Genomic DNA, 4,555 nt, shown 5'->3' with positions numbered 1-4,555 from the left:
TTAAATTAAACATGGTAGGATGCAACCTATGAAATTACATAAGTATTATATTTTATCAATCATTATTGTTATGTTGAATGTAATGTTCTTTGACGGTTCTTCGTCTACATTCATTGAGAATACATCAGAAATAAAAATCGAAGTTTCGGTAGAAGAACAAGGATCAGAAGAAAAATTAGATGAGAAGTTGATGGCAAATACTTCAGAACTTTCTCTAAAAGATCCAAAAGCATATACTGCCTATGATTTCACTATACCAATTGTAAATCAACTCTATCTCAACAATATATTTAAACCGCCTATATTCTCTTAATCTACAATCATACTGCCCACATTCATTGGTATGTAATAGTGTGATTGTTTGTATCTACAAATTTACCAATACAAAAATAAACAACATATACACATAATTAGGAGAATATATTAATGAAAAAATTACTAGTGCTTACAGCTGTTCTAAGCTTTTTTATAGGTTCAAACGGATTTGCGGCGTCTCAAATGACAATAAAAGAAGAAAAAATAATCAATGCAATTCAAAAAGCTGCGATGAAGGATAATTGGACACAATATACGCCATCAGTAAATAATGGTATACAGACACTATATTTTCAGAAGAAAATCAAAAACAAAGACTACTATACATATAGATATCAAAACAGACATAAAAACAAACAGATGACAGTTTATGTAAAAGTGGACTATGCACAAAATGGTGTTACTGTAGAGTTTGTCGATAAGATTAGTATGAATCCGGGAAGCCTTGGAATCGATAATAAAGTGGGTAATGTTTTACATGAACTTACAGATGCCATTGAGCGTGAACTGTCTTCTAATATATAATTAAGTTGATTAATTAACTTCAGTTTTCTACACCATATTGACTCTATGGAGTCAGGAGGGTATTATTATTTAAAGAACAATGAAGCGTAGTCAATCAAATAATTCTATCTTTGAAAACCTTATATATTTTATAAGGTTTTATACTTTCTAAAAACCAGTTATTTTTTAAACACATTCCCCAACATACCTTTAATAGCACCTTGTAGATCTGCAGGATAGATGACAAATTTAGAGTTGTCACTTTTACTTATCTGTTCCAGTGAATTAATATATCTATCACCCAGTAAGAACATGGCAGGTAGTTCTTTGTCTTGTATGTTATCACTTATTACGCGTATGGCTTCAGCTGAAGCATTGGCTAGAGCTATCTGTGCCTGTGCTTCTCTTTTAGCAGCTTCGAGTTTACCGTCAGCTTCCAAAATAGCAGCATTTTTGTTACCCTCAGCGGTGGTCTCTATGGCACGTCTTTCTCTCTCTGCTGCTGCTTGTCTCTCCATAGAGGCTTGCATAGATTGGCTTGGTGCGATGTCCTGTATCTCAACAGATTTGACAGTTACACCCCAGTCAGCCACATCATCTACGATTTGGTCTTTAAGTCTTGTTTTGATGATCTCACGATTTGAGAGGGCTTCATCAAGGGTCATTTCACCTAAAATAGAACGAAGTGTGGTCATCACAAGCTGTTGGATCGCCAGCCTGAAATCTTCAATTCCATAAAGAGCATCACGAGGATTGGTTACACGGATAAAGGTTACGGCATTGGTCAAGATCACAGCATTATCTCTGGTGATCACTTCTTGTTGAGGAATGTCCAAAATGATATCCCTTGTTGTAATACGTTGACGAATAGCTTCAATGTATGGCACGATAATATTGAGCCCTGGGCTGAGTGTACGAGAAAATTTACCCAGTCTTTCTACGATCCACTCTTCACCCTGGGGAACGATATTGATACCTTTATAGAGGGTAACGATAAGTGCAATGGCTAAAATAATGACGATATTTAATGCTTCCATGATGAATTCCTTAAGATTTTATAGGTTCAACTTCTATGAGTTGTCCATTGATTTGTACGATCTTTACACGTGAGCCTTTGTCGATATCTACTTTAGAGATGGCATGCCATGAAGTGTTACCAAGAACAGGTGTGTCAAAAGTGACCTTTCCTCTGCTATGAGGCTGTATGTCTTCCATCACTATGCCTAGAGTGTCAAGTCTATAGTTTGATTGACCGCTATCTGTCACAGGATGCTCCCTAAACCATTTAAACCAAGCAGCAATGGCAAGTATGGAAAGTATCATCCAAATGGTGAGCTCTACTGTAAAAGAGATATCTAAAAATGTGTCCAGAACACCTACGATAATTGCAGCAATGCCAAGCCCGAGGATGAAAAACGTACCCATACTCATATCCAAAATAAGTAATGCTATTCCAAAAACGATCCAGTGCCACCATAGAATAGTTTCATTGAGAAATTCAATCAAAGTCACTCCTTTTAACTACGAAGATTTATTATATCATAAAAGATAATTGTAGGTAAAATTTACGATAATAAGTTATATTTGGATATAATCGCGAAAATTTTCGTACTTCGTACATCAAGGATAATAAATGTCAACTTTAAATGTATATTATGACAAAGATTGTGATATCAACATCATCAAGTCAAAAACAGTAGCAATGATCGGTTTCGGTTCACAAGGACACGCACATGCAGAAAACCTTAGAGATTCAGGTGTAAATGTTGTTATTGGTGCAAGAGAGGGTGGTTCTTCTTGGAAAAAAGCTGCGGCTAAAAACTTTGAAGTATTTTCTGTTGCAGATGCTACAGCAAAAGCTGATGTAGTTATGATCCTTCTTCCAGATGAAAATCAAGCAGAGATCTATGCTAATGAAATCGAACCAAACCTTAAAGAGGGTGCTACTATTGCATTTGGACATGGATTTAACATTCATTATGGAAGAATTTCTCCAAGAGCAGACGTCAATGTTACAATGATCGCTCCAAAAGCACCAGGTCACACTGTTCGTTCTGAATTCGTAAGAGGTGGTGGTATTCCAGATCTTATTGCTGTAGGACAAAACCCAAGCGGTACAACTAAAGAGCTTGCTCTTTCTTATGCATCAGCTATCGGAGGTGGTAGAACTGCGATCATCGAAACTACTTTCAAAGATGAAACTGAAACTGACCTTTTCGGTGAGCAAGCAGTACTTTGTGGTGGAGCTGCTTCACTTGTACAAGCTGGTTTCGAAACACTTACAGAAGCGGGTTACGCACCGGAACTTGCATATTTCGAATGTCTTCACGAGCTTAAGCTTATCGTTGACCTTATGTTCGAAGGTGGAATCGCTGATATGAGATATTCTATCTCTAACACAGCTGAGTATGGTGACTATGTTTCTGGTAAAAGAGTAATCAACGCTGAATCAAAACAAGCGATGAAAGATATCTTAACAGAGATCCAAGATGGTAGATTCGCAAAAGACTTTATCCTTGAAGGTCAAGCAGGATACCCAAGAATGAATGCTGAACGTGCTAATGACAAAGAGAAGCTTATCACTAAAACTGGTAACAAGCTTCGTGAAATGATGCCTTGGATTTCAGCAGGTAAAATCGTAGACCAAGAAACTAACTAATCTTTTTAGTTCTTTGCACTCATCTTTTGTTGATGAGTGCAGTCAGCTACTGACGTAGCCTCCTTTACTCAAACAACAAAATCTAAGTACGACATACCAAAAATATTTCGTTAGTTTTATTTTCTTATCTACTTTTATACATTTCACATCCCATTCTTAATGCTACTTTGTTACAATAGTTGAAAATTAAAACTAGTGGACTTCATGGCAACGCAACCCAAAAAAACAAATACTCAATCTTCTAGCAGAAAAACAGCAACAAGAAAGAGAAGAAGCAGAAAGAGTACAAAAGGTTCTACTTTCAAAAAAAGTATCTTTATCGTTCTAGGTGTATTTTTGATGATATTTATGGTAGTTTTTGGATATTTTTTAGGACGGCAAGATAGGCTCAATGGGCATACACCGACAGCACAGACCTCTAAAACAGATAAAAAAGAAAGCAAAAGAAAACTTTTAGAAGATCTCTCAAAGATCAAAACACAAAAACCTCAAGTACAAAATAAAGATAGACCAACGCCTACAAAACCTTTAATCGATAAAAAGGTAAAAGTAGAAGGAATCATTACGAAAGAAGATATATCAAAGAGGAAGCAGTACAACAGAGTGATGTTGTCTGCTAAGGGTGAAAAGCCAAAACTCGCTATCATTATAGATGATGTCTCGAACAGAAGACAACTCAATAAGATACAGGCTACAGGTTTGAAGATCACTCCATCCATATTTCCTCCATCAAAGCGCTCGATGACATCACATAACTTAGCCAAAGGATTGGAACATTATATGATCCATTTGCCAATGGAATCTGGAAGTGAACAGTTCAATAAACAGACAAAAACACTCATAACAACCTTCAGCAAAAAGCAGATAGAAGCCAGAGTGAAAGAGCTTAGAACACTTTTCCCTGCTGCACGTTATATCAACAACCATACAGGTTCTGTGTTTACTGACAATTATGCTGCGATGCATACACTGTATGGAGCACTTCGTAAAGAGGGTTTTGTTTTTGTTGATAGTCGGACGATCGCTTCGACCAAAGTACCTAAGATCACAGAAGATTTTGGTGATGCCTATGTGGCA

6 protein-coding genes are annotated in these 4,555 nt (G+C 36.6%); 4 read left to right on the top strand and 2 right to left on the bottom strand.

The window, feature by feature from the left end; translation table 11 throughout:
- Positions 1 to 28 precede the first annotated feature (28 nt).
- Positions 29 to 313, top strand: coding sequence for a hypothetical protein (locus ABZC96_RS08365; RefSeq protein WP_373030415.1), 285 nt, complete (start codon positions 29 to 31; stop codon positions 311 to 313).
- A gap of 113 nt (positions 314 to 426) precedes the next feature.
- Positions 427 to 840, top strand: coding sequence for a hypothetical protein (locus ABZC96_RS08360; protein WP_373030414.1), 414 nt, complete (start codon positions 427 to 429; stop codon positions 838 to 840).
- A gap of 158 nt (positions 841 to 998) precedes the next feature.
- On the opposite strand, the gene ABZC96_RS08355 is transcribed toward ABZC96_RS08360, so the two are convergent.
- Both ABZC96_RS08355 and ABZC96_RS08350 read right to left on the bottom strand, forming a co-directional pair.
- Positions 999 to 1,856 carry an SPFH domain-containing protein gene (locus tag ABZC96_RS08355; RefSeq protein WP_373030413.1) on the bottom strand — a complete coding sequence of 286 codons (858 nt, stop codon included), beginning with the start codon at positions 1,854 to 1,856 and terminating at the stop codon, positions 999 to 1,001.
- A 10-nt stretch (positions 1,857 to 1,866) separates the two neighbouring features.
- Positions 1,867 to 2,325 (bottom strand): NfeD family protein, encoded by a 459-nt coding sequence (locus tag ABZC96_RS08350; RefSeq protein ID WP_373030411.1) that lies wholly within the window; start codon positions 2,323 to 2,325, stop codon positions 1,867 to 1,869.
- A 127-nt stretch (positions 2,326 to 2,452) separates the two neighbouring features.
- Between ABZC96_RS08350 and ilvC the strand changes: the two genes are divergently transcribed.
- Both ilvC and ABZC96_RS08340 read left to right on the top strand, forming a co-directional pair.
- The gene (gene ilvC, locus ABZC96_RS08345) at positions 2,453 to 3,478 is read left to right on the top strand and encodes a ketol-acid reductoisomerase (protein ID WP_373030409.1); all 1,026 of its coding nucleotides are present in this window, start codon (positions 2,453 to 2,455) and stop codon (positions 3,476 to 3,478) included.
- A gap of 204 nt (positions 3,479 to 3,682) precedes the next feature.
- A partial coding sequence (locus ABZC96_RS08340; RefSeq protein ID WP_373030407.1) for a divergent polysaccharide deacetylase family protein occupies positions 3,683 to 4,555 on the top strand: 873 nt, incomplete at its 3' end.

It is taken from the genome of Sulfurovum sp. (assembly GCF_041551015.1).
In the GTDB taxonomy this organism is placed as follows: Bacteria; Campylobacterota; Campylobacteria; order Campylobacterales; family Sulfurovaceae; genus Sulfurovum.
Note: the sequence above shows the minus strand (reverse complement) of the source record. Positions and strands in the feature narration are given on the sequence as shown.

Bases quoted from the DNA above. Each gene is read 5' to 3' on its own strand.
- ilvC (WP_373030409.1), top strand. From the start codon at position 2,453: ATGTCAACTTTAAATGTATATTATGACAAAGATTGTGATATCAACATC.
- ABZC96_RS08365 (WP_373030415.1), top strand. From the start codon at position 29: ATGAAATTACATAAGTATTATATTTTATCAATCATTATTGTTATGTTG.
- ABZC96_RS08360 (WP_373030414.1), top strand. From the start codon at position 427: ATGAAAAAATTACTAGTGCTTACAGCTGTTCTAAGCTTTTTTATAGGT.
- ABZC96_RS08355 (WP_373030413.1), bottom strand. From the start codon at position 1,856: ATGGAAGCATTAAATATCGTCATTATTTTAGCCATTGCACTTATCGTT.